Origin of the sequence: Paenibacillus sp. FSL P2-0173 (genome assembly GCF_038008045.1) — a bacterium.
GTDB lineage: Bacteria > Bacillota > Bacilli > Paenibacillales > Paenibacillaceae > Paenibacillus > Paenibacillus polymyxa_B.
Map to the genome: position 1 here is coordinate 1,543,941 of NZ_JBBOYK010000001.1, position 26,037 is coordinate 1,569,977.

Genomic DNA, 26,037 nt, shown 5'->3' on the forward strand with positions numbered 1-26,037 from the left:
TCCTCAACATTTAATTAAGATTAGACTACGACGGTCAATAAATCCTCTTGATACTCAATCGCCTTCTTCTCTGTTTCAATGACATCCAGGTAATTCGTAGTATTGGCAACGATAACGGGTGTGGTCAAAACATAACCAGCCTCTTTTATAGCTTCCATATCAAACTCCATAAGCAGCTGGCCTTTTTTAACAGCATCTCCCTGTTTTACTTTAGGATAAAAATGTTTGCCTTTTAATTTGACCGTATCTTTGCCTACATGGATGAGGACCTCAACACCGTGATCACTTGTAATTCCAATCGCATGACCTGACGAAAATAATGATGTTAATACACCATCTACAGGTGAAACGACCTTACCTTCAGAAGGTTCAATGGCGATCCCTTTACCCAGAGCACCTGTCGAAAAGGCTTCATCTGTTACTTCAGATAAAGACTTCACTTCACCTTTTAATGGACTCATCACCGTCTCTTGTTTTACTAAAACTTCTCCTCTTGCCGCTCCTGGTGTACTGTCTTCCTTTTTTGCTTCTTTCACTTCATCATCTTTAAATCCGCCAAAGAACATAAGCAAGAAGCCTAATACAAAGCTTACCAGGATACCGATAACAGCCCCATAAAATCCGTTGTCTATTCCTGCCGGACTGATATAGCTCGGGATAGCGAAAATACCCAATCCACCAATAATGTAACCTTTAGTTCCCATCATTCCTATAATACCGCCGCCTACTGCGGATGCTATACAGCTTAAAATAAATGGTTTCTTACGTGGTAATGTAATCCCGTAAATTGCTGGTTCTGTCACACCAAAAATCCCGGAGATGACAGCTGGAATGGAAAGTGATCTCAGTTTTACATTTTTGGTCTTAAACAAAATCGCCAGTACGACGCCCGTCTGAGCAAAGGAAGCTCCCAGCGTAGCCGCAAGAATCGGATCGAATTTAAGCACTGCTAAATTGTTCATAGCGATAGGAACAAGTCCCCAGTGTAATCCAAAGATAACAAACACTTGCCAGAAAGCGCCCATGAGCATACCTTCAATAATCGGACTTAAGTTATACACAAAGAGGGTTCCAGCGCCAAGCAGTTGACCTGCCCAAGTCGAGAGAGGTCCAATCACAATCAACGCTAAGGGTACAATAACTAACAATGTGAAAAACGGAACCAAAAATGTTCTCACTACGCTAGGGATTACCTTTTTAAAGAAGTTTTCTATTTTTGAGCCTACATAGGTGGATATGATAATCGGAAGAACGGTTGACGCATAACTCATCAGAATGACCGGAATACCTAAGAAGGTGATATATACCGGTGACTCAAATATAGTACCGCTAAATAGAGTGTATAGTGGTTTGCCCGAGGCTGTTATCGTGCTAAATGTTGGGTACACAAGCGATGCACCTATAGCCATGCCTATAAAAATGTTGGCATTGAACTTTTTAGCTGACGTATACCCCAGGAAAATAGGAAAGAAGTAAAACAAACAATCACCTAAAGCATTGAGAATTTGATAGGTACCCGATGTAGTAGCCAGCCAGCCCAAAGCTACAAATAAGGCGGTGAAGCCCTTAATCATACCTGTGGCACTTAAGACACCCAGCGTGGGTGTAAATACACCTGAAATGGTATCAATGAATCTATTGAACAAACTCATTTTTTCACCTGATGCTTCTTCTGAATCTCCTGTTTGAAAACCACCTACAGCAGTAACATCAGCATAAACCTCAGGTACATGGTTACCTATAACAACCTGGTATTGCCCGCCACTCTTTACCACAGTGACAACACCATCCATATTTTTCAAAACCTCTGTATTGGCTTTACTTTCATTTTTTAATTTGAAGCGCAAGCGTGTAATACAATGAGTTAGACTATTCACATTTTCTTTGCCGCCGACATTTCTGATGATGTCTTTTGCTAATGTCTCATACTTCATTGTAACTTCCCCTTTAATTGTATTTATAAAAAAAGGCAAAACCAAAATAGATCAAATTCGATCTAGGTTGGTTTCGCCTGCATTACCAGTAACAATCCAAGAGTTATTCAATTTTCTCTTTGGGTCACACGCTGAATATGAATCGTTATATACAGCTTTTCCTCATCTGACAATACCATATCCAAGTATTTCTCAATCTTCAGCATGCAGCCATAAGCCTTTTTGTACTTTGCTTTCACTTGCCTCCACAAAAAATCGTCTTCCAGTTCTACTTTTTCTTTTTTATTTAATCGCTGAAAGAAGAACCTTAAATGCGTAATAAATCGCTCATAACTGATCGAGCGTTCATCTATGGTGGTATTATAAGAGTATTTAATAATATTCAAGATGTCGTGTATTTTTTGAGTTTGCTGAGCAACATCTGCTACCTTGTTGTAGGAGCTGTTTACTTGAGCATTTATTAAATGAAGAGCAATATTACCTGCTTCATCTTCTGACAATCGTTTGCCTGTTTCGTCTTCAATGAACTCCAGTGCTTTTAATCCAACCGCAAATTCTTTGGGATAAAATTTTTTAATCTCCCAAATTAATGGATTTGCATTTTTAAACCCTTCATCAAACATTTTAAATGCATTGTTCATGTGATCCGTAAGCGAAACATATATATAATCGCTCAATTGTGCTTCTAATATGCTTTTTCCATATTCAATGATGTCATAGCATAACGAAACATATTCTGATGGAACATCCTCTAACAATAGCTTGAATTTCTCTGAAGCATCTTTATGTTTAAGCACAAAGACCTTTTCAATTAGATGCTCTTCTACTTGTTCACCTGCACTCTTTTTGAATGCAATACCACGACCCATAACAACAAATTCATCTCTTTTTTGATCTTTGGCTATTATGGCGTTGTTATTAAATATCTTCGTTATGATCATCTAACTGCCCCCCTTATCCCATCAAATTTAAAAAAGGATTTAGTTGCTGGGCGAAATTTCAGATAGGTCACAAGACGGTAATAGCCGATCAAACCTTCGTCGTAAATCAAATGCAAATGTATTGATTTACAATTTCGTGTTATGAAAACGCATTCATAATGAGAGACAAAGCCTTACGTTTTCCCTGAATGATCTTGAGTGCTTCCAAACCGATCTGATATTCCGTTTTGAAAATGAATATAGTCGGTTAACCACGTCCTATGACATCATTTTTCGGATGTCGATTCGTTGGTCGACGTCATCATCTTTGTTGTTCAGCACTTGTAAGGCTTTATATCACTCACCTTTCTGCGTTATGGCTGGGCCATATATTCATATCATGCAGGATATCGTAAAGCTTGTATTCTAAAAAGAAAAGGCAAAACCCAACACATGGAAATCTAATTCCATGCCTCGGGTTTTGCCTTTTCAGTAACAATCCCAAGATCATAATAACATCGAATTTAAGTTTTGCCAACAAAAATGTTTGCGCTTTCTTTTTCGAGGCAACCACATCAAATACAGCACATTCTCATGGTATAAAATGTCAGCCGCCAATGTAGGACATGTTAATCTTTTTTTTGTTGTTGGCTGTCTGCTCCGTACGTTCATCGGAATACCGGTCTGTGCGTTGCTCCCATACAGAAGTAATCACATCGAGTAATTCCTGGTCATTCGCTCCATTACGAAGCATCTGACGTAGATCAAATCCGCCTGAAGCAAACAAACATGTATAAAACTTGCCATCGCACGATAAGCGGGCACGTGTACAAGACGAACAAAACGATTCAGAAACCGAAGTAATAAAACCAATCTGTGCGTCGCTGTCTTTATAACGGTAACGCTTTGCTACTTCTCCAAAGTAATCCTGATCCATCGGCTCCAGCTCGTACGCATTCTTAAGTCGTTCAACGATTTCTTTTTTGGTTAGTACCTTTTTGAAGCTCCATCCGTTGTCATTACCTACATCCATAAACTCGATAAAGCGAAGGGTTATTCCCTGCTCCTTAAAATAGGCGGCCATCGGCAAAATCTCCGAGTCATTAACGCCTTTTTGAACTACCATATTGACCTTGATTTCAAAGCCGATTTCTCTTGCATATTCGATCTGCTTCAAAATAATATCAGGCTTAATCCCCCGCCCATTCAACCGCCCAAATAGCTCGGGGTCCAGAGCGTCCAGACTGACATTAAGCCGTCGTAGCCCCGCGTCATAGAGAGGCTTAGCCTGCTGTCCTAGCAGCACACCGTTGGTGGTCAAGCCGACATCTTCCACTCCGTCAATGGACAAAATTTGGGAGACCAGGTCGGGTAGATTCCTGCGCATTAATGGTTCGCCGCCCGTGAGTCGGATCTTTTTTACACCCAGGGATACAAAGAGCTTCGTCAGCCGGTGAATCTCTTCAAACGACAGACATTCATTTTGGGGAAGAAAGGCGTAATCGTCACCGAAAATTTCTTTAGGCATGCAATAGGAACAGCGGAAATTGCAGCGGTCTGTAACCGATATACGCAGGTCACGAATCGGCCGCTGCAACTTGTCTTTCAGTGGATGAAAATTCATACGCCCCCTCCTTTCTAGTTGTTTAGCATCGTTATCATTAGCCGCCGCTGACTGGGGGAATGAAGGCTGCAATGTCTCCATCCTGTAATACATCCGTAGACAACGCATACTCCTCGTTTATCGCAATTCGCACAGACTTGATCGGCATATCTGGATATTGATCTGTTATCCAATTGGATAAATCGCCTACCGTTTGGCCCGCCAAATCTGCCAATTCTTCTGCTTTTCCCGTCACCTCACGGAGTCCCGCAAAGTAGTACAGCTTAATCATGACTGATCTCCCCCCGGCTTTTTCTTTTGATCTCCGACCCACTGCGTTCCATCTTCCCAAATCTCTCGTTTCCAAATAGGAACTATTTCTTTGATTCGTTCGATCGCGTATTCATTCGCCTCATACGCATCCGAACGGTGAGGTGAAGAAACGGCAATGACAACGGCGACATCACCGATTTGAAGCTCGCCAATGCGGTGCGCGATCGCCACTCGCGTTCCTTCCCATTTCTGTTCGATTTCGCGACCAATCTCTGCGAGTTTTTTTTGAGCCATAGGGACATAGGCCTCATAAGCAAGGTATAAGGTCCGTACGCCTTGAGTCCATTCTCGTACGTGCCCTGTAAAAATAGTCACCGCTCCTGCTTCCGGCCTTAGGACATAATCCGCATAAGCCTGCGGGATAATGGGCTCCGTTACGATTTCAAACACACTCATCTTTTCCACCTTCCAGCCACCGGACAAGCCACTCTCCGGTGACAGACTCTTTTAAATGTTTCTGCTTTTTGTATCTACATCTCATTTAACCGAACAGCTGATGATATAGTTTTTGACCGTTGGCAACACTCCGGACACCGTGTATGAGAAGCCTTCCGTTTTTGAATAAAATCATTCGATGCTTAAAAGCATAAAACTCAACGAAATAAGGGGTTCTTTTTACACGATCTGCTATAAGCCTGCCCATTTTCTCTGCATCATCAAGCGTGATCGGACGTTGTGGGTCTGGAAGAACCTGTACCACGTTCCGTCCGCACAGAGTCGCATACGCCGAGCGACGTGATGCTGTCAGTGCAGGAAACGTAGGATGTTCTCCACAGGTTGGACAATCTTGGTTACGGATGCGGGAAATCCCTATGTCCATCTGCGTATTCTCCCATAGATCAAATAGATGAACCTTGCGGCGCATCTTATCATGTCTGCCACTCAGCCACTTCATGGCTTCTGCACATTGGAGGGCAGCTGTCACCTGGACTGCGGGTGAGATGATTCCAGCCGTATCGCAGGTCTGATTGATCGCAGGCAACGATGGCAGAAGGCAGCGTAAACAAGCAGACTCGCCCGGCACGAATGGAAAAACAACGCCTGTGCTTCCAACACAGGCTCCATAAATCCATGGAATTCCTGCCTTCAGTGCAGCGTCGTTGATAAGCAGACGAGTTTCAAAATTGTCCGTAGCATCCATCAGCAATTTACTTTTGCTGGCAAGTTCTTGAACAAGCTCGGCATCCAAATTATCGAGATATGTGTGCAACCGCACGTCTTCTCGTATGGCTTTCAGCCTTTTTTCGGCTGCCATGACCTTAGGCTGCATTTCCGCGGCGTCCTGCTCCGTGAACAGCTGCTGACGTTGCAGATTCGACATCTCCACATAATCCCTGTCGACAAGATGAAGCTCCCCAACGCCCGCTCTTACCAATGTTTCGGCAATGGCGGAGCCCAGTGCCCCGCAACCGATAATGGTGACGACAGCAGCGGATAAATTACGCTGCCCTTCGCCACCAATAGGTCTAAATAAGATCTGTCTGGAATAACGCTCATTCATTAGATTGTGTCCCTTGATAATACAGCCATATAACGAGGATCAGGCTAGCCAGCGCCACTTGGGAGAGGAGCATGAATCCAATGGAATATTGGCCAGTAGCGGCATGTATCGTCGACAACAAGATCGGAGGGAAAAAGCCACCGAGACCGCCCATCATGGATACAATTCCGTTAACTATACCTGCCTGTTTATTAAAATAAAATGGAACTAGCTTGAAAATGACGCCGTTCCCCATTCCAGCACATACAGCGATCGCCAAGCAGCCTACTGTATAAAGGGTAATCCCTGGTGAAAAAGCCAAAAGAATCGCAGCGACCGTATAAACAGAGAACGTGCCTACCAGCAGGAACAGGGGCTGAAACCGATCCGCCAGCCAGCCACCGATGGGGCGGAAGAAAGTGGCAATCGCTATAAAGCCTGCTGTACGCATCCCTGCATCCACTTTAGTCAGCTCAAAATTCGATACCAGGAAATTCGGCAAGTACACCGTGAACGCTACAAATGAGCCAAATGTAATAAAATAAAAGAGCGAGAAAAACCAAAGCTTTTCATTTTTGTAAACCCCTTTAATCTGTTCCATAATGGGCGTCTTTACTTTAGCTTCATGACGGTCCCCTAAGAAGAAATTCAAAGCGATAAAAACAAGCAGCAGAATGAGATACAGCTTCACTGTAGGGGCCCAGCCAATTTGAGTAGCCACAATAGGGGCCGAGAAGGTAGTGACGGCTGTTCCCAAATTTCCTATGCCATACATCCCATTTACAAACCCATGCTTTTCCTTTGGATAATACTTCGGCAGCGAAGTCACCCCAACCGAGAACACAGCTCCCCCAATCCCAAGGAACAAGCCACCGATAATTAAATCCATCATCGTAGAAGCTTCACTGATATAGTAGACGGGAAACAAAAGCAAAATAAAGCTAACGAGAAAAACGATTCTTGCTCCGAAGATGTTGGCATAATAACCAAGCGGAATGCGCAGAATCGAACCAAGCACGACTGGAATTGCCGTGACCATGGCCAATTTTCCGGGTGGAATAGCAATATCCTCCGTAATGAACGGCATAAGAGAAGAAATGATAACCCATACCATGAATCCAAGAATCAAGTTCAATGTTTGTAACGGCAACTGCATTTTTCTAATCATTTAACTCACCTTTTCAACGTTTTTTCTGTCGAATTATTGATTTGAATTTTCTGTCCCCATTGTAGCCGCTAGCCCATCCATTCGAATATAGGGGACTCCCCTTTACCTGGCAGGGGACTCCCTGAAAATATAAAAAGCCGCTTCTATAGGAAGCGGCTTGGTCAATTCAAGAGATAAGCGTATTTAATTTGTCACATAACTTGGTCAGATCATTCCGATTGATCTGTTGCTCTGCCATAGGAAAAAGTACGGCTTCTTCTTTTATAAAATGTACAGTCAGGACTTCGAAGGCCTCCCCCGCGTTCTTGGTCGCCTCCTGAATCTCATCAAGCGTGAGCAAACTCAGATCGCCCTCCGTCTGATAAAGAAAATGATCGATATAGCCCTCTATTTCACGGTGCTCCTCCTGTATACCAACGAGCGGTCCCTGCTCAAAACCAATGTAGGTTCCTAGCATAGAAAAGAAGTGTTCTTCTTCCTTTTCGGTATGTTTCTTGAGGGGTACCCTAAAATCGATAATCTGCGTTCTCAGTTTTTCCAGTTGCTTGCGGCCTTCTTCCAAATCTAGTATTCTGTGCTGCTCAAACCACAATACAATGGCATGCCATTCATCCATCAGATAGGTTAGATAGCGATGCTCATTTTCAAGAATACGCATGGCAGGTTTGGAAAAGCGCAATTTCTCATTTTCCAGCACGCGGATTTCCTCCATTCATCGGCTAAAAATCCAGCATTTTTTTCTTTAATGCATATTGGACCAGTTCAGGCCGACTTCTTAAATTCAATTTCTCCATGATTTTCGCTTTGTTCGCTTCCACCGTCTTGACAGAGATGAACAGCTTTTCCGCAACTTCCTTGTTACCGTAACCTTTTGCGACCAGAGGTAGAATCTCCAGTTCCCGCTTGGACAGGATCTCATAAGGATCTTCTGATTGTGACGTCGTATCTTTTTTGATGAACTCACGAACGAGAGAAGTAGCCATTTTAGGATGGATATAAGTCCCACCCCCATGAATGGTTCGTATAGCAAGCAATAACTCCTCATCTGGGGCATTTTTCAAAACGTATCCTGAAGCACCATTCTTTAAAATATGAAAAAGATATTCTTCATCGTCATGCATGGTCAGAATCAGAATTTTAGTATCAGGGTGGTCCTCTTTAATCTTGCCTGTAGCGATCAATCCACTTTCGCCTGGGGGCATGCTGAGATCCATGATTAGAATATCCGGACGATATTTAGCTACCATCGTATACGCTTCAATGCCATCCGCAGCCGTTCCGACAACCTCCATATCCGATTGGAAGTTCAAAATCATGGAAAATCCGCTTCGTACAATAGCATGGTCATCCGCTAACACAATTTTGATCAAGTCTCTATTCCTCCTCTTGGCCAATCGGAATTTGTAAAAAGACTTTGGTTCCCTGACCAACATTTGAAAGGACGCCAAAACTCCCGCCTACCAGCTCTGCTCGCTCCTGCATGCCATATAAACCTAATCCCGTTCCAATAGGCTTGCTCCCCTTTTCAAAGCCAATTCCATCGTCCTCTACAGTCAAACGAAGTGTATGATCGTGCTCAGTCAAAGAAACTTTAACCATGTCTACCTGGGCATACTTCAAGGCATTGAGAACAGCCTCCTGGCAGACACGGTAAATGACCGTTTCCTTTTCACTTCCATATCGCTTTTGGGAAAGATCCGACACAAATTCAACTACCAGACCAAAGCTTTGTTCAACCCTCTTAAAGTGGGAACGAAATGCCGCTTCAAGCCCAAAATCATCAAGTGTGGCGGGGCGTAATTCCACAGACAGGTTGCGGATATCATCCAGCAATCGCGTCATGGATGCTTCAGTCTGCTTCATATTTTTGATGAGCTGTTCATCATTCGTCATGTATTTTAACACCCGTAGTTCAACAACCGCGCTCATCAATTCCTGGGCCACACTGTCGTGCAGTTCCCTGGAAAGCCGTTTGCGCTCATTTTCCTGCGCTTCAATGACATGCTTCATCATTTTGTTTTGATACAATTTTTCCTGCGTCTGAAATTGTGGAGTCAAGTCTCTCAACATCAACACCCGTGTTCCATGTTCAGAATCAATGGTGTGAAAAGAAGCGGCATAGGGAACCATTCGGTTGCTCTTCGTTTCCAGATACACCTGAAAAGAAGCGAAATCCTTGGATTCTGGCATATTGAAATAACAGTCAAGGCAGGTACGGGGCTCCGTTTCGCTTGTATAACCCCTGCATGTTCCACATAAAGCTCTTTCCTTCCCTTCATAGAGTTGGATGAGGACGTCATCGCCCACAATCTCCTCAGCTGCCGGATTCATGGCTAGGGTATTCCCTTGCCTATCAAAAAAGAAAATGGCTTCCGTACTGTTCTCAAACAACTTCACCATTAGCGCACTCAAAGAGCCAGTCCCTAAAGACAATGTCAATTCACATCACTTCCTTCCCGTTCAACTCTCCAATTCCTCTATGTGCCAAGGCTTCCAAATCACGCATCATGGCTTCGGTCATGAGCTGTTCTTCCCGAAATCCACCAAGCAGTACGCCCGCGACGCGAGCATCATTCCATAGGGGAACAGCCCCGAGACTCTTGAGCTTCTCGGATTGAACGATCGGATAGTTAAACAGGTTGTCTGCCCCCACATATTGATAAATAGATGGAATGAAAACGGATTTCCCGGTTTTAAACACGATTCCTGCTATGCCCTTACCGGATTGCAGCACAATCCGCTTAAAGCGATCATTTAAATTACCGGCTGCATTTTTCCATTTAATTACGTATTGATATTCGGCCGGTTCAACCAGAGCTAGCGCCATGAAATCATAACCGAAATGTTCGCGTATTCGCTCAAGCTCCCTTTGATAATCCATCCTATTATTCATCGCTCTCTCCTAATAGAATTAGGAAAGAAGGCAGAGCCCGCTTTCCTAATTCGATTTATGTCTTCTGTAAAGGATATAACTTCTGCGCACATAATTCAACGGAACACTCCACACATGTACAAGCCGGGTAAACGGCCAGAATGCAAAAATCGCAAAGCCCATAAGTATATGAAGCCTGAAAGACATCGGTACGTCTCTCATCAGAGTCGGGTCAACACGGAATATGAATAAACCGCGGAACCAGATCGAGATCGTCTCCCGATAATCGAATTCCGGCTGTACCGCATTCGTTACGAGAGTCGCGAACATCCCCATGCATACAATGGCCAAAAGCAATACGTTTACAATCAAATCAGACGCTGTACTTAAACGGCGCACATTGCGCATTGTAAAACGACGAGAGGTAAGAATCAACATACCGAGGAATGTCATCGCTCCAAATATTCCACCAACATAAACTGCTCCAATATGATACAGATGATCGTTTACACCCAGTGCATGCATCCAGGTTTTTGGTATGCCCAAACCGGATACATGACCCATAATAACTGGGATAATACCCAGGTGGAATAAGAGACTTCCGATCATCAATTGTTTTTTTTCAATAAACTCACTTGATTTTGCTGTCCAATTGAACTGGTCGTTTCTATAGCGGAAAATATGCCCTACAATAAAGACCACCACGCACATATAAGGGAAAATAACCCATAAAAACTGCTCTAGCATCATCATTGCGCGGCTGCCTCCTGTTCTACGCAAACTTTAAGCGTTTCACGCAGTCCCTTCACCAAATGAAAATACGGGCTTTTCATTTTTTCCAACGCTTTAAGCAAATGATATGTGCCGTCTTCCAAGATCGCGATTGGCATGCGGAAGTTTTCTGTCGTCTTCGGATCTTGCGACCATTCGGCGGCATACAGAAATTCACACATGAGCGGCAGGTAATCTGGCAGCTCTCCATCTGGCATTTCAAGACCATACATCTCGTATAGCACCTTTAACTTGACCAACATTTGTCCCCGTTCTTTTGCATCTTCGAATTTAAAGTAAGTCATATATAGTGCACAATTCTTTTGAAAATCAAAGGTTTCCGTATACATTTCCTGAATCTCTTCCATACTGAACTCTTGCATAAGGGACCAGTAGGTGTTCGCATACGTATATGCCGGATGGTTTGGATCAAACGATGTTTCCAGAAAAGCCGGATGAAAATCCAGCTTTTCTGGGTACATGAGTTGCTGGGCGAAAAACCCGAATGATGGCTTGCATTCATACAGCTTCGCTACATTAATCACGCCAAATCCCCCCGTAGAAGTTTTCTTCATACATTTCTTTGCCCGTTTTCAAAGGCTCTTCCATCCCCATCGAACTTGCCATACTACAGCCGTCACATCCAGAGCCAGAACCCATGTTTCCCATGGTATCGCCGTAACCAGCAGATCCTTGAGCCCGATACGGATTCGAGTATCCTTCTTTATGCGATGTCGGAATGACGAAACGATCCTCATACTTGGCAATCGCCAGAAGTCGATACATCTGCTCAGTCTGCCGCGGTGTCATGCCGATGCGCTCAAGACGGCTTTCATCGAAAGATTGTCCTGTGGATTGGGCACGCATATAGGAGCGCATCATAGCCATTCGCTGCAAGGATTCCTTCACGGTTTGCGTGTCGCCCGCCGTCAGCATATTGGCAAGATACTGAATGGGGGTGCGCATCTCTTCGATAGCCGGAAAGATCATATCGGGATTCTCAATCGAGTCTTTCCCTTCAAAGTAATTCATGATCGGACTAAGTGGTGGCACATACCAGACCATTGGTAATGTGCGGTATTCCGGATGAAGCGGGAATGCCAGCTTGTGCTCAATGGCAAGCTTGTAGACTGGCGAGTTCTGCGCTGCTTCAATCCAGTCCTCCGAGATACCGTCTTTTCTCGCTTGAGCAATCACTGCCGGATCACTTGGATCCATGAACAGGTCGCACTGCGCTTTATAAAGTTCTTTCTCATCCTGCGTAGAAGCGGCCTCAAGCACTCGATCCGCGTCATACAGCATAACGCCGAGGTAGCGAATTCGTCCTGTACATGTCTCGGAGCAGACTGTCGGCAGGCCCGCTTCCACACGTGGGAAACAGAAGGTACATTTTTCCGCTTTGTTCGTCTGCCAGTTAAAGTACACTTTTTTGTATGGACAGCCCGTCATGCAATACCGCCATCCGCGGCAGGCTTCCTGATCCACGAGCACGATTCCGTCCTCGTCTCGTTTGTACATGGCGCCCGAAGGACAGGACGCGACACAGCTTGGATTTAGGCAATGTTCGCAAAGCCGTGGGAGATACACCATGAACGACTTCTCAAAGTTAAATTTAATCTCTTCTTCGATTTTCTGAATATTTGGATCAAGCGGACCGGTTACATGCGCACCCGCCAGGTCATCTTCCCAGTTTGGGCCCCACTCCAAATCCATTTTTTCACCTGTTACCGCAGAATGCGCGCGTGCCACAGGTGAATGCTTCTGTTCGCCGGCGTTGGTCAGTTGCTCGTAATTGTAAGTCCAGGGCTCATAATAATCTTTCATTTCCGGCATGTCTGGATTGTAAAAAATCTTACCCAGTGCTATCTTGGACAGCTTGTTGCCTGACTTCAGTTCCAGTTTCCCTTTGCGGAGCTGCCAGCCCCCTTTATATAATTCCTGGTCTTCCCAGCGCTTCGGATAACCGATACCGGGTTTGGTTTCCACATTGTTAAACCACATATATTCCGCACCTTTGCGGTTCGTCCAGGTTGTTTTACATGTCACGCTGCACGTATGACAGCCAATACATTTATCCAGGTTCATGACCATGGCAATTTGAGCTTTAATCTTCAAGCCAGTTAACCTCCTTCATTTTACGTACCGCAACGTACACATCACGCTGGTTGCCGATCGGACCATAATAGTTGAATCCATAACTAAGCTGAGCATATCCACCGACCATCTGGGTTGGTTTGAGATGAATTCTTGTCGGTGCGTTATGACTACCGCCGCGTGTATCCGTGATTTCGGAGCCTGGCACTTGAATGTGCTTATCCTGAGCATGGTACATGAACATCGTTCCTCTTGGCATCCGGTGGCTGACAACGGTCCGGGCGGTTACGACGCCGTTACGGTTGTATACCTCTACCCAATCATTGTCGGCCAGATCATGTGCCTCTGCGTCTTCATTGTTGATCCACACCGTAGGACCTCCGCGAAACAGTGTAAGCATGTGCTGGTTATCCTGATAGGTGGAGTGAATATTCCATTTACCGTGCGGTGTCAGATAACGAAGCACAAGTGAATCTTGCCCGCCTTTTATTTCCCGGTCGCGAGGGCCGAACACCATCGGCGGCAAAGTCGGTTTGTAGATCGGCAATGATTCCCCAAATTGTTGGAAAATCTCATGATCAATATAGAAATGCTGTCTTCCCGTCAAAGTACGAAACGGAACGAGACGTTCAATATTCGTTGTAAATGGTGAATAGCGGCGTCCCTTCTTGTTCGATCCAGTGAATACCGGTGTCGGTATAACTTCACGCGGCTGTGCCGTGATACTTTGGAAAGTAATCCTTTCCGCTGCCCGATCGGCCGAGATGTCTTTGAGTTCCACACCGTGAAGCTCTTCTGCCTGCTCATAAGCCTTTTGCGACACCCGTCCATTAGTCGCGGATGAAAGGTGAAGAATTGCATTGGCCACTTGGCGAGCTGTCTGGATTTTGGGCAGCCCATCTTTAATGGACTCATCGTAATAAACTCCGTTCAACTTTTTCATTTCCTCATATTCGTCCGCTACGGAGAAGCTGACGCCATGCGCACCTGCTTTCCCAGTAGTCAAATTAGGACCGAGTGAGATAAATTTATCGTGAATTTTAGTATAATCGCGTTCGATGATGCTGAAATTCGGCATGGTTTTACCCGGAGTCGCTTCAATCTCGCCCTTCGTCCAATCCTTTACAAGACCCATCGGCTGTGAAATTTCGCCTATACTATCGTGTGCGAGCGGCGCGGTCACAAGGTCTTTATATATTCCTGGTAGATACTCTTTTGCCATATCCGAAAAGACTTCGGAAAGCTGGCGGTAAATATCCCAGTCCGCGCGGGATTCCCACAGAGGGTTAACAGCCGGATTAAATGGATGCACGAAAGGATGCATGTCTGTTGACGACAAGTCTGTTTTTTCGTACCAGGTTGCCGCCGGAAGCACGATGTCCGCGTACAATGGAGTTGTTGTCATCCGGAAATCAAGTGCAACCATCAAATCAAGCTTTCCTTCTACATCTTCTCTCCAGACGATTTCCTCAGGTTTCTGTTCTTCGTTCGGCCGGGCAAGCAGGGCATCAGATGCTCCGAGTAAATGTTTCATAAAATACTCTTGTCCCTTCGCCGAACTGGAAATCAGATTTGACCGCCAAACAAAGAGTGAGCGCGGGAAGTTCTCGGCTGCCCCAGGATCTTCTACAGCGAAGCGTGTCTTACGTGATTTAATCTCTTCCACAGAATGATTAATGATGTCCTCGTTGGACTTCTTGCCTAATTGCGCAGCCTCTTCGGCGAACAGTAGACTGTTTTTATTAAACTGTGGATAAGAAGGTAGCCATCCCAGACGCGCTGCGAGCACGTTGTAGTCTGCTGGATGTCTGTAACTGACATCTCCGCCAATCGGTGACTTCAAGGAGTCTGTTCCACTTTCTTCGTAACGCCACTGCTCTGTTGCAAAGTAGAAAAACGATGTAGCATTTTGCTGTCGAGCCGCCCCTTGCCAGTCTTTTGCAAAGGCAATCGTTGACCAGCCTTCGATTGGGCGAAGCTTTTCTTGACCCACATAATGCGCCCAGCCTCCACCGTTTACACCTTGGGAAGCAGTCAACACGACAAGATTCAAGATGGACCGATAGATCGTGTCACTATTGAACCAGTGGTTGATACCCGCACCCATAATAATCATGGAGCGACCTTTAGTATCGATAGCATTTTGGGCAAATTCCCGAGCAATCTGTACCACAACAGACGCCTTCACACCTGTGATCTTCTCCTGCCAGGCAGGGGTATAATGCGAAGCTTCGTCGTAATAATTCTTGGCGTTATGAGGGCTGTCATTGCGTGCGACACCGTACTGGCTCATCATCAAATCGTACACGGTTGCTACGTAACGTTCCGAGCCATCTGCCAAGCGTACTTTTTTGGCTGGAATTACACGTTTGAACGTTCCATTACCGGCGTTATCAAAGTAAGGGAATACGACTTCTTCCCATTGCTCGCCATGACCTTCCACAGTGAGCGCGGGCTCAACCTTTGTTCCGTCTTCCCGTTCCAGAATCAGGTTCCATTTCTTATCCTGCTCCCAGCGCTGTCCCATCGTACCGTTCGGGACCAGCATTTCCCCCGCCGCTTCGTCATATATGACCGGCTTCCAGTCCGCATGCGGCGAAACATCCCCCAGGTCACTCGCCCGTAGAAAACGTCCACCTTTCCAAGCTCCCTCGTGCGGATCAAGCAGAATCATAAACGGCATATCTGTATATTGTTTGGCATAGTTAATGAACATCGGTTCTTGGCGCTCTCTGTAAAACTCATCCAAAATAACATGCGTCATAGCCTGGGCTATGGCAGCATCTGTACCCGGATGTGGTGCAAGCCAGTTGTCAGCGAACTTCACATTCTCCGCCAAGTCGGGAGCCACGGATACGACTTTTGTTCCCTTATATCGTACTTCCGTCATAAAATGAGCGTCTGGCGTCCGGGTAAGCGGTACGTTCGATCCCCACATAATCAGGTAACCCGCATTGTACCAATCAGAAGATTCCGGTACATCCGTCTGTTCACCCCAAATTTGAGGAGATGAAGGCGGAAGGTCGGCATACCAGTCATAAAAACTCAACATCTGTCCACCGAGAAGCGAAATGAATCGGGCTCCTGAAGCGTAGCTTATCATTGACATCGCCGGAATTGGCGTAAAGCCCGCGATCCGGTCGGGACCATACTTACGAATGGTATAGATGAGTTGCGCCGAGATCAGGCGTAGGACATCGTCCCAAGCGACACGGACATGACCACCTTTTCCGCGAGCTGCTTTGTAGAGCTTGGCTTTCTCCGGATCTTCCACAATGCTTGCCCATGCTTCCACCGGATTGGCATGTTCCTGGATGGCTGCCTGCCAAAGCCGCAACAGCTTGCCGCGCATATAAGGGTATTTCACCCGTAATGGACTGTATTCATACCAGGAAAATGTAGCCCCACGCGGGCATCCGCGCGGTTCAAATTCTGGCATATCTACACCGCAGGAGGGATAATCGATCTGTTGATTTTCCCAGGTAATGATGCCGTTTTTCACAAAAACCTTCCAACTACAGGAACCGGTGCAGTTCACTCCGTGAGTCGTCCGAACCACTTTGTCGTGAGACCAACGCTGACGGTACACGTTTTCCCATTCTCTATTTTTTTCCTCAAGGATTGACCAATTTCCCGAATAGCTTTCGATCGGTTTAAAAAAGTTGAGGTTGTATTTTTTTTTCATCGATGACCAACACTCCTTTTTAGAAAGAATCATCCCAACGCAAGTTCCAAGGGAAGACTCATTCGCTTACTCTCATTATGTAATTCATTCATCTCTGTTCCCATTAGGGAATGTCCTATAGCGCTACAGGAAATCCCTCGTTCTATGGAAAGATACAAAAAAGCCTCCCCCTGCTAAAGGGAAGCTTGTATGAAGTAATTAATTGTTCTTTTGACCCGTTAACAGGAGCATGATAAAAGAAATGAGTATGATAGAGCATGTCCACGCCCAGGCCATAGGAAGATGACCAGCATCCACCGCAATATAAATGGCCGTCGGAATCGTTTGTGTTTTACCCGGAATATTTCCGGCAATCATCAGCGTAGCACCAAATTCGCCCAGGCCGCGGGCAAAACCGAGTATAAAGGCAGCCTTAAAAGAAGGGAAAATTAAAGGGAAGGTGATATATCGAAAAACCTGCCATTCACTTGCACCCATCGAACGTCCCGCGTTTTCCAAGTCCCGGTCAACAGAAGACAATCCCATTCTCAGCGTCCGATAGACAAGAGGAAAAGCCACCACCACCGCTGCTATAACCCCTGCCCACCACGAGAATATAATAGGCTCTCCAAACCATTGCTCCACAAAACGTCCGAACCCGCTTTTTCGTCCAAGTAATATTAGTAGTAAAAATCCAACAACAGTTGGTGGGAGTACCAAAGGCAGCATAAGCACGGTTTCAACGACCGTTTTCCCTTTAAATAATCCTAACCGCGACATTGACCATGCCACAAGCAAGCCTAATATGATTACCAGAACGCTGGATAACAGTGCAACCTGCAACGATAATCGGATAGGAGGCCAATATTCATTCCAATCTATATCTTGCATGCTCACTTCGGTATGGTAAATCCATACTTAGCCATAATATTCAGAGATTCTTGCGATTGTAAGTATGCATAAAAGTCTTCGGCTTCTTGAATGTGCTTTGAAGCTTTGACAATCCCGATTGGATACTCAACAGGTGAATAGGTTTTGGGATCCACCTCAAAGGCGATTTTTGCCTTCTGTGAAGTCAACGCATCTGTTTTATATACAAATCCGACATCAGCATTCCCCGTTTCCACATATTGCAACACTTGTCTAACGTCTTTTGCCTGAACCAGCTTGCTCTGTAACGTGTCCCAAAGCTTCGCTTTCATCAGCGCTTCCTGTGCGTAGTTGCCCGCAGGGACACTTTCAGGAATTCCGATCGCAACTTTCTTCACTTCTTTTTTTGTTAAATCGGTTACACTCGCGATGTTCATCGTCCCGTCTGCAGGGATAACCGCGACCAATTCGTTCGTCAGCCACGTTTTTTGTTTTTTCGTATCTATTAACTGCTGATCAACAAGGGACTTCATGTTTTTGGTCGAAGCGGACAGAAACAAATCCGACGGCGCTCCTTGCTCAATTTGTTTTTCCAACGCACCAGAGCCGCCGAAGTTAAAATTCAATTTGATGCCTGTATGGGTTGATTCGTATGAATGCTGAATTTCTTTGAGCGCATCCGTTAAACTTGCTGCTGCGGATATGGTAAGCTCAATAGTTTCAGCCGTTTTCGAAGATGTCTGGCTGGAAGATCCATTCTTACCGGCGCTGCCAACGCATCCTGATAATAATAAAATGATGGAAATAACCAAAACGAAAACAGTGCTACTTTTAATGAATTTATGCATTTGGTTCGGCTCCTCATGTTCGTTCATCATCAATTAATGGGTTTCGCGATTAGCTGTGCCTGTCTCGTACGTTCGATCAGTGTACAATTTTCAAGAAGAATATGATTAAAAATATCTGCTTCCAGGTCTTCTAACCGCTTCAATACGAGTCGGTGCGTACCACAAGCTTCCTGCATCGGCTCAAAGCCGTTTGTGATCAAGCGCATTTCCTTCAGGAATTCCACCACCGTTTGATGCTCGTCTTGCAACTTGGACAAAATTGGATTCAACTCATCTGCTCGTTCCACTGTTGATTCTTGTAAAAATGCTTCAATCATCGGAAACACAAGGTCCTCCTCATTTTGAATATGTTCCGATAATTCCTGTTTAAGCAAGGTGAACAGTTCATTAACTCGCTTTAGATGCGGATAACGTTCGCCGTGAACCCGCGTTAGTTTGGTTACATACGGCGTTAACGCCGATAGTTCTTCCCGAAGCTTCGTATGATACTCATTTTGAATATAGGCGATTAGCTCTTTTGGTTCGAGTGAAGGAGGTTGCATTTGCTTATGCTGTGCCTGCTTTTCTTCCACTTCATGTATCTGCGTTAGCAGTTCACCAGCGTGGAGGCCTCGATTGGCTGCTGCTTCACGGAGCGATATTTTCCCTCCGCAGCAGAAATCAATCCTAAGTTTGCGGAACAGATCTCCTGTTTTGGGTACTGCTTTCACAATGTCCGCCACCCATGTTTCTTCCGTTAACTGGCTCATCTTCCATTCCTCCATCATACTTCGATTTTGTGCTTAACTTTCATTCTACGTCTCCCTTAAAGCTGAACCAATCAGGGGGTTCCCTCTTTCACTAGTGGAAAGAGCCTGATTATAACAAATCAGAAAGCAACTGTTCAGCCGCTTCTTTCCCTTGAGCGATGCAATCTGGAATTCCAACGCCCCCATAGCCGGCACCGCATAGAAAAACACCCGGTAAATACTGTGCAAAGTCCTGTCTCATCTTCGCCATATGCTCTTTGTGTCCAATCGGATATTGCGGCATCGATCGATCACACCTACTGACTTCTGTGAATTCTGGTTCCGCTTCCAGGCCCATTAAATCTTTCAAATCCTTGCGCGCGGCATCCACAAGTTGATTGTCTGTCATTTGAACCCACTCCTGTGCACCTGCATGTCCGATATAGGTCCGTAAAAGCGTATATCCTTCAGGAGCAGTATGGCTCCACTTCGTCGAAGACCAAGTGCATGCGGTAATCTTTTTGCCTTCTTTGCGGGGGACTAGAAATCCCGTTCCCTCAAAAGCAAAATTAAGATCTGTGTTTTTATAAGCAAGGGCAATATTGGCTACGGAAACATAGTGAATCTTGTGTAACCAGCTAGCGCTTGCAACGCCGGAAAATAATGCAGCCGCTTCAAAAGCTGGAACAGCACAAATCACCGCATCCGCATCTATTTTTTGTCCATGTTCTAAAATGACCTGATAACCGTTTTCTCTCCTTACTTCAACTACACCTTGCCCCATAACAAAACGTACGGTATCCAGCCTTTCCTTTAGCCGCTCCACGATCGTAGATAATCCTAGCCGATAAGAAAGAAACATACTTTTCTTAGCGATATCAGGCAGTTTGTCTTGTACTGCTGGCTTTCTTCCCGCCCCTTTAGACATACCCTTAATCAGACTTCCATGCTTTTGTTCCATTAGTTTAAATTGAGGGAAAGTTGACATAAGGCTCAGAGAATGAGTATCCCCAGCATAAATTCCAGACAACAGAGGTTCTGTAATCTGATCCAGAACTTCTTTGCCGAGACGCCGTTTGATAAAATCCCCTAGAGATTCGTCCGCATCACCTTTCTTCGCCGGAATGATTAAATCCAGAGCTGCCCGTGCTTTTCCCAACGGAGAAATAAGCCCTGTCCGAATGAAGGGGGTGAGCTTTGTTGGAATGCCCAGAATGAAGCCCATCGGCATCGTATGAAGTTTGCCCTTATGCAAAATGCAAGCAGATTTGGCTTTCGGGTTTGTCGATACCAGCTCTGCTTCCAGCCCCAACTCCATGGTCAGATCCAATATTGCTGTCTTTCTGGCCAAGAAAGCATCTGGTCCTTTTTCGATCATAAAATCGTTTTGGCGAACGGTTTGTAGCTTTCCTCCCAGACGTTCACTTTTCTCCACCAGTGTAATCTCTACTTCAAGCTGCCTATCCTCAGCCAGCTTTTTCACATAAAAGGCAGCACTTAAACCGCTTATTCCTCCACCGAGAATAACGACTTTTTTAGAACTTTTTTTCATGAAAACACTTTTCCTCTCCAACTCCGGGTATATAAGCACAATAAGGGTCACTCTCCAAATAGTCTCCTGTTATTGCAAAAGCCCTTGCTCTAGAGCCCCCACAGACAGCCTTGAATTCACAGACTCCACATTTACCTTTAAGTAGGGACTTATCTCTAAGATTCATCATGATCGGAGAGTTGCGATAAATATCTGCCAGGCTATCCTTTCGTACATTCCCGCATATAAGAGGCAGGAAACCGCTCGGGTATACTTCGCCGATATGACTAATAAAAACAAATCCATCTCCATCATTTACGCCTTTAGGAGCACGTCCTAAAACATCTGCCCTTTTTTGTCCGTCTGCTCCACTGCTCTCACCTGCTCTGTGCTTTTCCTGCAGTACGACCCTCCGGTAGTGAGGAGCTTCTGTAGCCTTCACACCGTACGGCATCTGTTGCTGTATTTGATACAGCCATTTCATTACGGCTTCATGCTCATCAGGAGTAATCATATCTTTCTCCATGCCACGTCCGGTTGGAACAAGGAAAAATAAACTCCATAACACGGCCTGCATTTCCTTTACCCTTTCTGCAATTTGCTCCAGATCATGAAGGTTGTACCGGGACACCGTCGTGTTCACTTGAATAGGGATATTCAGTTCCTTCAAATAACCAATTCCTCGCATGGTCGTATCGTAAGAACCTGCTGTACCCCTAAAATGATCGTGAATGTCTGCACATGAACCGTCCAGACTAAACGCCCATCGCGATAACCCAACTTGCTTTGCTTTTTCTACCGCTGCTCGTGTCACTTTAGGGGTGGCACTGGGGGTCATTGAAACCGACAGATTTTTCTCTTCAATTGCATATCGAGCCAGTTCAAACAGATCAGGACGCATTAAAGGATCTCCGCCTGTGAATACAACCAACGGATGATTCATTTCAGCAATTTGATCTATCAGCTTCTTACCCTCTTCTAATGTCAGCTGGCAAGGATCAGGTTTGTACTGAGCTTCCGCTCTACAGTGAAGGCACTTTAAAGCACAAGCTCGTGTAACCTCCCAGATGACTATAAACGGATCTGTATGATAATCACGCGGCGTTTTCAAAGATATCATTGATGTCTCTCCTTTTAGAAGTATAAAAACAACACAAAAACATAGAGCATCATTGAAAATCCAATTTCCGCCATGCCAACTTGTTTTGCCTTTAATCCGAGTTTAGGAAGCCATATGGCTCGTATCAAAAAAATCAAAAAAGGAACAAACAGAGGTAACTTTAACCAGGTAGCAAACAACAAAATCACCAAATGATAGATGACGGAAGCATAATGGTAACGTATATTTTTTCTTTCACGAATGATCGTTTTGACATACAAAGCAGTTCCGATAAAGTAAAGCACCAAAAGCAAGAATAGCTCTGTTGCTACTCTCCAATTCTCTCCTCCCCCCATATAAATAACAGGGTATATAAAAGAACAAAAGAGTAGAATTGCAACAATGTCATTGAGTAAAGCACGTTCATTTTTCGTTTTTGCAAAATAAATATTAGCCATAAAAAAGAGCAATAGAAGAACTCCATACCAGATCAAGGCAGGCTCAAACCATATCAGTGAAATTAACAAAGGAAGTAATATCACTCCGTATACAACGGCGGGTTTGCGGTATCTTGCACTGCTGCCTGTTTTGATCCATTGGAGGACAGGAAAACTGAATAAGTAGATAAAAAACCAGCACACAAATAGGGGAATATGAATAAGTTCCCCTCGAGAAGCAGCTAAACCGAATAAAAATGGAAGAATGAGCATGGCCCAGGCTCCATGTTGATTAGGTATGTATCTGCTCATTCCCTTCAAACCCTTGATCCTTTTTTCACAATCTTTTTTATGTCTGTTATTTCGGTTAATCGATTCATCATCCATTCCCCCAAAATTGAGTTTTATCTTCTAACTTCATTCTAAGTATTATATGAAATTGAACCAATTAGGGAGTTCCCTTTTCCTTAGCGGGGAATATCCTAACCGGAAAAATAACGCTATTTTCTTATGCTATACTGTACTAAAAAAGGGAACAAAGAAAGGATGAACTGTTATGGGAGGACCTTCTTTACGTCAACTGCATGCTCATCATGCCATTCATCAAGGCGGGCTAACTGGCGCTCTAGATAAGACGAGAGAAGTAGAAGAATTACTCGAAGCAAAAGAATTCAAGGTGGCGCGTCAGGCTGCCGACCACTTGATCGAATATTGGGAAACCCGCATTCTCAGCCATGCTGATGCAGAAGAGGAAGGATTCTATCAGGAAAAGGTCGAGAAAAAACCGGAACTGCAGGAGGCTGTCGTCAAACTTACACGGGATCATGACCTGCTCCGAATCATTGTAAAAGAGCTCAAAGCCGGGATCCGTGAAGAAGGGCTTACGCCTGAAGTTCTTCAGCAGTTCCACGCGCTTCTGGTTGTCAATGCTATTCATAGTCGGGAAGAAGAACGTTTGTTGTTTGAGGAACCGTCATGATCAAGATGTGGCATAACGATTCACTTTCTCTATAAAAACGTACCGAAGAAATAGTCCAACGCCTCCTGCGAGTATCTGTCATCTCCTTGCCAAGCTGCTACGGAATAAAAATCATGATTGCCGTGCTGTCGTTTACGAGGCGTGTCCTGTGGGACCAGCAGTCCGGCATATCCCCACACCTCCATGACTACATCACGCTCGTTTTTGCTGGATGGAAACACATCCTTCCAGCGCTTTTCCAATTGACGTGCACTGCTTTGGGCATCACAGTTCTGAACAGCTTCGAGCATGTTATGAAGTATAGCTAGATCCTCATCGGAAACCTGAACATCCTCTTCTTGACTGAACAATTCAAGGTCCATCCAGCAATATAGAAGGTGGTTCAGACGAATACCGCCCCATTTGATTCGTTCAAAATTCAGTACATTCAAATCTTCATTGACGTATTCATTATCAGACATCATTTTATTAAAATTACAATCCCCACAGCTACTGTAATTGGGCAGGACGACAGGCCGCTCACCATAGGTGTGCAAAGGAAGCCCAGCGGTTAATGCCCAGCTCGATAAGGCGCTTCGTAAATGAACCTTTTTCGTGGAAAGGCTGTGCAAAAATGCTGCTGCCACTCGCTCTTTTGTAGCCTTTTGCTGATGCAGCTCATGTAATCTGTTTATAATCTCGTTATGTGTAATGGTGATCGGATCGAACATCAAGCCCTTACTTTTGGCATATTCAAAATCCTCACCCGAAAAAGATCCCCGCTCCTGCTTCCAGCCGCTGGAGGACCAGAATGTGTTCATCAGTATTTTTTTTGCCTTTTTATCCACAACACATCTCCCTTACTCATCTCAACCCCTTCACCTCCAATACAAAGCTCAGGGTTGTCGTGTATTTTATGTAAGATTGCTATTCATCTTTATATTTAAAAGCAATGGCCGTATTTCCTGACCGGGGGTCAAAATAAGAAGAGATTTTCCCCCAGCTCAGTTCATATTCCATATAGGGGTAAGGCTTGGTTTGACGATAGCTTGGCTTCACGGACAAATGTTGCTGTAACAAACGGTCATGCTCCCCTTGCCGCTTTCTCTCCCCTTCCTCAGACCAATTATCCCAAGAAGTTGGAAATTCATTGCCCTGAAGCGAAATCTCCACGACAATTAGGCTTGTATCCTTAAAGCATACAGACACAAAAAAATGCCGACGCAGCAAAGAAACCTGATCGAAATGATACCAGATGTAGTCATTCCCTAGCCTTCTTACAGAATGAAAATATTTCGAATACCAAGTGGTCTCTAACAACTGATCTTCTGTTAAAGATGAGTAGATCGCACGCTCACCATCGACCTGAATGATTCCTGATTCCCAGTCATTCATTGCTGCCACTCCTTCAGCTATTATGCCAATCTCCTACAGTTACTCTGTCCTCATATGTACACATGATTGAAAATGGCCTGCCAAGCCCGCTCTAGCACGCGCGTATGTAATTGTTTGGCATAAACATTTCTAACGATGGCAAGAACGATCACACCCACGAATACAACACTGAGCAAAGTGATAGAGGGAACCCAATGGTCAAACATGGCATTCGCCAGCACTTGCAGCAAATGTCGTTCGGGTTGTAAATATTCCACCGCCGCAACGATGCCTGCTGCCAGCAATATAATCACAGATATGGTCATAAGCATTACATTGATTACTTTGTATTTAGCAAGCCCTCGCTGAAAAACGCGAGTTCCAGCATATTGCTCCAGCACGATGATCTGTTTGTGAAAATCATTTTCTACCTGTTCTACAGGCAGATCGTGCTTCTGAATAAATGCATGGGCTTTCTTCAATTCGGATTGAATAAATAAACTACTCTGGATAGCAGATCCCAGCTGACCTAAAACATTCATATCTTTTTCCCCCACTTCAATAGTGTCTAACTTACGAGTATATAGGGTTGCCATGCTCTACAACACGATCGGTTCCAGACTGCTCTCTAAGTGAGCTAATCAGTAAAAATCAAAGTAACCCCGCCAGGCTCCTTCATTCTGATGCTTGGCAAAATAAAAGCTGCCTCCATCGACAATATTCAATTCGGCTTTGGCATCTGAAGCAATCTGAAACACAAATTCATAGCCCTCGCCAAAGTCGATGCCCGATTGAACAAAGCTGGGATAGCCACCGATTTTGTGAACCGCATATATTTCCTCTACGATGTCCTCAAAATAGTCGGGTTCCTCCTCGTCCAAATGGTTGAGGGCATCGCCATATTCCTCAGGAATGTCTTCACCGTCCCAGACCGGATAATCATTCTCTTTGAGTTCGGGGAACAGCGGGAATGCTTTGATTTGCATAAATGCCGGACCAAAATCTTTTTCAACCAAATCCTCTAACGACGTATACTCACGAATACACATATATCCTTCCATGTCCTCATGATCCAGTACATCAGGAGACAGAAAGACCGTCAACAGCTTGACACTGTGTATAACCGGAGGAACAAAGGGCAAGGCAGGCAAATACAATTGCATGATCGGAGCCATAACATTCCCCTGTACATCAATGGGTTGCTCCTCCGTTGGCAAAGCCACTGTAACTCTACCAATCCAGCTCTGTTCAAGGGAACCGGACGGTCTACGGCCCCCTGTATGGAAAATAGTAGCTTTACGTTTTAGAATCGTTCTTAGCTTCTCAATAGCGTTGCTGGACAACGAAACCACT

The 26,037-nt window shown here is 44.9% G+C and carries 26 protein-coding genes; 1 reads left to right on the top strand and 25 read right to left on the bottom strand.

What is annotated here, in order from left to right; all coding sequences use genetic code 11:
• Positions 1-20 precede the first annotated feature (20 nt).
• The 21 genes from MKX30_RS06770 to MKX30_RS06870 form a co-directional block, all read right to left on the bottom strand.
• Complete coding sequence (locus MKX30_RS06770) at positions 21-1,934, bottom strand: beta-glucoside-specific PTS transporter subunit IIABC (RefSeq protein ID WP_341062641.1); 1,914 nt, start codon at positions 1,932-1,934, stop codon at positions 21-23.
• A gap of 107 nt (positions 1,935-2,041) precedes the next feature.
• Complete coding sequence (gene licT / locus MKX30_RS06775; protein ID WP_023989692.1) at positions 2,042-2,875, bottom strand: BglG family transcription antiterminator LicT; 834 nt, start codon at positions 2,873-2,875, stop codon at positions 2,042-2,044.
• Positions 2,876-3,461: 586 nt separating this feature from the next.
• Positions 3,462-4,478 carry a GTP 3',8-cyclase MoaA gene (gene moaA, locus MKX30_RS06780; RefSeq protein ID WP_023989693.1) on the bottom strand — a complete coding sequence of 339 codons (1,017 nt, stop codon included), beginning with the start codon at positions 4,476-4,478 and terminating at the stop codon, positions 3,462-3,464.
• Between the two features lie 37 nt (positions 4,479-4,515).
• Positions 4,516-4,749 carry a MoaD/ThiS family protein gene (locus MKX30_RS06785; RefSeq protein ID WP_023989694.1) on the bottom strand — a complete coding sequence of 78 codons (234 nt, stop codon included), beginning with the start codon at positions 4,747-4,749 and terminating at the stop codon, positions 4,516-4,518.
• Positions 4,746-5,186, bottom strand: a complete 441-nt coding sequence (locus MKX30_RS06790) for a molybdenum cofactor biosynthesis protein MoaE (RefSeq protein WP_023989695.1) — start codon at positions 5,184-5,186, stop codon at positions 4,746-4,748. The genes MKX30_RS06785 and MKX30_RS06790 overlap by 4 nt, the downstream gene beginning before the upstream one ends.
• An 85-nt stretch (positions 5,187-5,271) precedes the next feature.
• A complete protein-coding gene (locus tag MKX30_RS06795) occupies positions 5,272-6,291 on the bottom strand; it encodes a ThiF family adenylyltransferase (protein WP_023989696.1) in 1,020 nt (339 codons plus the stop codon).
• A complete protein-coding gene (locus tag MKX30_RS06800) occupies positions 6,284-7,438 on the bottom strand; it encodes a nitrate/nitrite transporter (protein ID WP_023989697.1) in 1,155 nt (384 codons plus the stop codon). The genes MKX30_RS06795 and MKX30_RS06800 overlap by 8 nt, the downstream gene beginning before the upstream one ends.
• A 166-nt stretch (positions 7,439-7,604) precedes the next feature.
• Entirely contained in the window at positions 7,605-8,135 is a 531-nt protein-coding gene (locus tag MKX30_RS06805) for a hemerythrin domain-containing protein (protein ID WP_023989698.1), read from the bottom strand.
• A 22-nt stretch (positions 8,136-8,157) separates the two neighbouring features.
• On the bottom strand, positions 8,158-8,805 hold the full coding sequence (locus MKX30_RS06810) for a response regulator transcription factor (protein ID WP_023989699.1): 648 nt from the start codon (positions 8,803-8,805) through the stop codon (positions 8,158-8,160).
• 7 nt (positions 8,806-8,812) lie between these two features.
• Complete coding sequence (locus MKX30_RS06815) at positions 8,813-9,877, bottom strand: PAS domain-containing sensor histidine kinase (RefSeq protein WP_023989700.1); 1,065 nt, start codon at positions 9,875-9,877, stop codon at positions 8,813-8,815.
• Between the two features lies 1 nt (position 9,878).
• Entirely contained in the window at positions 9,879-10,331 is a 453-nt protein-coding gene (locus MKX30_RS06820) for a GAF domain-containing protein (protein ID WP_023989701.1), read from the bottom strand.
• A gap of 45 nt (positions 10,332-10,376) precedes the next feature.
• The gene (narI, locus tag MKX30_RS06825) at positions 10,377-11,060 is read right to left on the bottom strand and encodes a respiratory nitrate reductase subunit gamma (protein ID WP_028542277.1); all 684 of its coding nucleotides are present in this window, start codon (positions 11,058-11,060) and stop codon (positions 10,377-10,379) included.
• Positions 11,060-11,626: a nitrate reductase molybdenum cofactor assembly chaperone gene (narJ, locus tag MKX30_RS06830; protein ID WP_023989703.1), complete on the bottom strand. Its 567-nt coding sequence runs from the start codon at positions 11,624-11,626 to the stop codon at positions 11,060-11,062. Before narJ ends, narI begins: the two co-directional genes overlap by 1 nt.
• Complete coding sequence (gene narH, locus MKX30_RS06835; protein WP_028542275.1) at positions 11,619-13,196, bottom strand: nitrate reductase subunit beta; 1,578 nt, start codon at positions 13,194-13,196, stop codon at positions 11,619-11,621. The genes narJ and narH overlap by 8 nt, the downstream gene beginning before the upstream one ends.
• A complete protein-coding gene (locus MKX30_RS06840; RefSeq protein WP_339200630.1) occupies positions 13,186-16,860 on the bottom strand; it encodes a nitrate reductase subunit alpha in 3,675 nt (1,224 codons plus the stop codon). The genes narH and MKX30_RS06840 overlap by 11 nt, the downstream gene beginning before the upstream one ends.
• A 198-nt stretch (positions 16,861-17,058) precedes the next feature.
• Complete coding sequence (gene modB, locus MKX30_RS06845) at positions 17,059-17,736, bottom strand: molybdate ABC transporter permease subunit (RefSeq protein WP_028542273.1); 678 nt, start codon at positions 17,734-17,736, stop codon at positions 17,059-17,061.
• Positions 17,733-18,557 carry a molybdate ABC transporter substrate-binding protein gene (gene modA, locus MKX30_RS06850; protein WP_209943195.1) on the bottom strand — a complete coding sequence of 275 codons (825 nt, stop codon included), beginning with the start codon at positions 18,555-18,557 and terminating at the stop codon, positions 17,733-17,735. The genes modB and modA overlap by 4 nt, the downstream gene beginning before the upstream one ends.
• Positions 18,558-18,586: 29 nt before the next feature.
• Positions 18,587-19,306, bottom strand: a complete 720-nt coding sequence (ric, locus tag MKX30_RS06855) for an iron-sulfur cluster repair di-iron protein (RefSeq protein WP_025718083.1) — start codon at positions 19,304-19,306, stop codon at positions 18,587-18,589.
• A 109-nt stretch (positions 19,307-19,415) separates the two neighbouring features.
• The gene (gene hemG, locus MKX30_RS06860) at positions 19,416-20,837 is read right to left on the bottom strand and encodes a protoporphyrinogen oxidase (RefSeq protein ID WP_341062642.1); all 1,422 of its coding nucleotides are present in this window, start codon (positions 20,835-20,837) and stop codon (positions 19,416-19,418) included.
• The gene (locus tag MKX30_RS06865; RefSeq protein WP_341062643.1) at positions 20,821-21,936 is read right to left on the bottom strand and encodes a TIGR04053 family radical SAM/SPASM domain-containing protein; all 1,116 of its coding nucleotides are present in this window, start codon (positions 21,934-21,936) and stop codon (positions 20,821-20,823) included. Before MKX30_RS06865 ends, hemG begins: the two co-directional genes overlap by 17 nt.
• A gap of 14 nt (positions 21,937-21,950) precedes the next feature.
• Positions 21,951-22,739, bottom strand: coding sequence for a YwiC-like family protein (locus tag MKX30_RS06870; protein WP_076264749.1), 789 nt, complete (start codon positions 22,737-22,739; stop codon positions 21,951-21,953).
• Positions 22,740-22,908: 169 nt separating this feature from the next.
• Here MKX30_RS06870 and MKX30_RS06875 point away from each other — a divergent pair, with 169 nt between their 5' ends.
• Entirely contained in the window at positions 22,909-23,331 is a 423-nt protein-coding gene (locus MKX30_RS06875; protein ID WP_023989712.1) for a hypothetical protein, read from the top strand.
• 29 nt (positions 23,332-23,360) lie between these two features.
• Here MKX30_RS06875 and MKX30_RS06880 read toward each other — a convergent pair whose 3' ends face one another.
• The 4 genes from MKX30_RS06880 to MKX30_RS06895 form a co-directional block, all read right to left on the bottom strand.
• Positions 23,361-24,158, bottom strand: a complete 798-nt coding sequence (locus tag MKX30_RS06880; protein ID WP_023989713.1) for a hypothetical protein — start codon at positions 24,156-24,158, stop codon at positions 23,361-23,363.
• Between the two features lie 79 nt (positions 24,159-24,237).
• Positions 24,238-24,705 (bottom strand): hypothetical protein, encoded by a 468-nt coding sequence (locus MKX30_RS06885; protein ID WP_023989714.1) that lies wholly within the window; start codon positions 24,703-24,705, stop codon positions 24,238-24,240.
• Positions 24,706-24,755: 50 nt separating this feature from the next.
• Positions 24,756-25,226, bottom strand: a complete 471-nt coding sequence (locus MKX30_RS06890; protein ID WP_053325884.1) for a DUF6097 family protein — start codon at positions 25,224-25,226, stop codon at positions 24,756-24,758.
• Positions 25,227-25,325: 99 nt separating this feature from the next.
• The gene (locus tag MKX30_RS06895; protein WP_076295520.1) at positions 25,326-26,027 is read right to left on the bottom strand and encodes a DUF1963 domain-containing protein; all 702 of its coding nucleotides are present in this window, start codon (positions 26,025-26,027) and stop codon (positions 25,326-25,328) included.
• Positions 26,028-26,037: the final 10 nt, after the last annotated feature.

Bases quoted from the DNA above. Each gene is read 5' to 3' on its own strand.
- ric (WP_025718083.1), bottom strand. From the start codon at position 19,306: ATGAGCCAGTTAACGGAAGAAACATGGGTGGCGGACATTGTGAAAGCA.
- MKX30_RS06800 (WP_023989697.1), bottom strand. From the start codon at position 7,438: ATGATTAGAAAAATGCAGTTGCCGTTACAAACATTGAACTTGATTCTT.
- MKX30_RS06875 (WP_023989712.1), top strand. From the start codon at position 22,909: ATGGGAGGACCTTCTTTACGTCAACTGCATGCTCATCATGCCATTCAT.
- MKX30_RS06790 (WP_023989695.1), bottom strand. From the start codon at position 5,186: ATGAGTGTGTTTGAAATCGTAACGGAGCCCATTATCCCGCAGGCTTAT.
- MKX30_RS06785 (WP_023989694.1), bottom strand. From the start codon at position 4,749: ATGATTAAGCTGTACTACTTTGCGGGACTCCGTGAGGTGACGGGAAAA.
- licT (WP_023989692.1), bottom strand. From the start codon at position 2,875: ATGATCATAACGAAGATATTTAATAACAACGCCATAATAGCCAAAGAT.
- narI (WP_028542277.1), bottom strand. From the start codon at position 11,060: ATGATGCTAGAGCAGTTTTTATGGGTTATTTTCCCTTATATGTGCGTG.
- moaA (WP_023989693.1), bottom strand. From the start codon at position 4,478: ATGAATTTTCATCCACTGAAAGACAAGTTGCAGCGGCCGATTCGTGAC.
- MKX30_RS06865 (WP_341062643.1), bottom strand. From the start codon at position 21,936: ATGATATCTTTGAAAACGCCGCGTGATTATCATACAGATCCGTTTATA.
- MKX30_RS06870 (WP_076264749.1), bottom strand. From the start codon at position 22,739: ATGGATGATGAATCGATTAACCGAAATAACAGACATAAAAAAGATTGT.
- MKX30_RS06770 (WP_341062641.1), bottom strand. From the start codon at position 1,934: ATGAAGTATGAGACATTAGCAAAAGACATCATCAGAAATGTCGGCGGC.
- hemG (WP_341062642.1), bottom strand. From the start codon at position 20,837: ATGAAAAAAAGTTCTAAAAAAGTCGTTATTCTCGGTGGAGGAATAAGC.
- MKX30_RS06795 (WP_023989696.1), bottom strand. From the start codon at position 6,291: ATGAATGAGCGTTATTCCAGACAGATCTTATTTAGACCTATTGGTGGC.
- MKX30_RS06820 (WP_023989701.1), bottom strand. From the start codon at position 10,331: ATGAATAATAGGATGGATTATCAAAGGGAGCTTGAGCGAATACGCGAA.
- MKX30_RS06890 (WP_053325884.1), bottom strand. From the start codon at position 25,226: ATGAATGTTTTAGGTCAGCTGGGATCTGCTATCCAGAGTAGTTTATTT.
- MKX30_RS06840 (WP_339200630.1), bottom strand. From the start codon at position 16,860: ATGAAAAAAAAATACAACCTCAACTTTTTTAAACCGATCGAAAGCTAT.
- modA (WP_209943195.1), bottom strand. From the start codon at position 18,557: ATGCATAAATTCATTAAAAGTAGCACTGTTTTCGTTTTGGTTATTTCC.
- MKX30_RS06885 (WP_023989714.1), bottom strand. From the start codon at position 24,705: ATGAATGACTGGGAATCAGGAATCATTCAGGTCGATGGTGAGCGTGCG.